This is a genomic window from Variovorax cryoconiti (genome assembly GCF_051216395.1).
Classification (GTDB): domain Bacteria; phylum Pseudomonadota; class Gammaproteobacteria; order Burkholderiales; family Burkholderiaceae_C; genus Variovorax.
This window is the reverse complement of the sequence record NZ_JBPJZI010000084.1, coordinates 1-1034: the sequence shown is the minus strand read 5'-3', so window position 1 is coordinate 1034 and position 1034 is coordinate 1. Positions and strand designations below refer to the sequence as shown.

General features: G+C 70.2%; 1 protein-coding gene. It reads right to left on the bottom strand.

Going from position 1 to position 1034, the window contains the following annotated elements; translation table 11 throughout:
- On the bottom strand, positions 1–1034 hold a 1034-nt coding region (locus ACSFA2_RS25910; protein WP_435458187.1), incomplete at both ends, for an efflux transporter outer membrane subunit.

Here is a 1034-nt window from a genome sequence, read left to right as displayed (position 1 = left end):
CAAGGCGCTGTTGCCGTAGCTGGCGCTCAGCTGGATCTGCGGATAGAGGTTGGCCGTGGCCACGCCGACTGCCGCGCTGGCCTGGTGCAGCTGCGCTTCGCTGGCACGCACGTCGGGGCGTTGGCGCGCAAGTTCGGAGGGCAGCGACACCGGAAGTGCCTGCGGCAGCGAGAGGCTTGCGAGGTCGAACTCGGGCAGGCCCGCTTCGGACGGCAGCCGGCCCGCGAACACCGCGAGCTGGTGGCGCGTTTGCGCGAGCGACTTCTCGATGGGCGGCACTGTGGCCTCCGTCTGCGCGACCTGCGTGCGCTGCTGCAGCACGATCGACTTCGCGATCGCGCCGGTGTCGAACTGCTTTTCGATCACGTTCAGCTGCTCGCGCTGCGCCTGCAGCACCTCGCGCACGGCCTGCAACTGCGCGCGCAGCGAGGCTTCGCGGATGGCGGTGGTGACGAGGTTCGAGGTCAGCGTGAGGTAGACCGCCTCGACCTGGTAGCGCTGCGCTTCCACAGCGGCCCGTTCGCCTTCGATCTGCCGGCGCGAGCCGCCGAACACGTCGAGGTTGTAGCTGACGTTGACCGAGGCGTTGTACAGCGTGAGCAGCTGGCCGCCCGGCACCTGTGTGCTGACTTCGGATGCGCGCTCGCGCTGCACGCCGAGTTGCCCTGTGACCTGCGGCCACAGCAGGTTGCCCGACTTGGCGTCATACGTGGCCTCGGCCTGGCGCAATGCTGCCTGCGCAGAAGCCAGCGTGGGGCTTTGCGCGAGCGAGGCCCGGATCAGCCGGTCGAGAGGCTCCGAACGGAACACGTCCCACCACTGGGCAGGGATGTCGCGTCCCGCCAGCAGCTCCTGGGCCTGGCCGGCCGGCACGTTCGCCTGTGCTGTGCGCGCAGGCACCGGTGCGGGCGTGTAGTCGGCGCCGCTGGCGGCGGCCGGCAGGTCGGGCGTCTTGAAGTCGGGGCCGACTGCACAGGCGCTCAACAGCAGCAGGACGGCGCCGAGCGGGACGGCCGCCAGGCTCAATTGCTCGG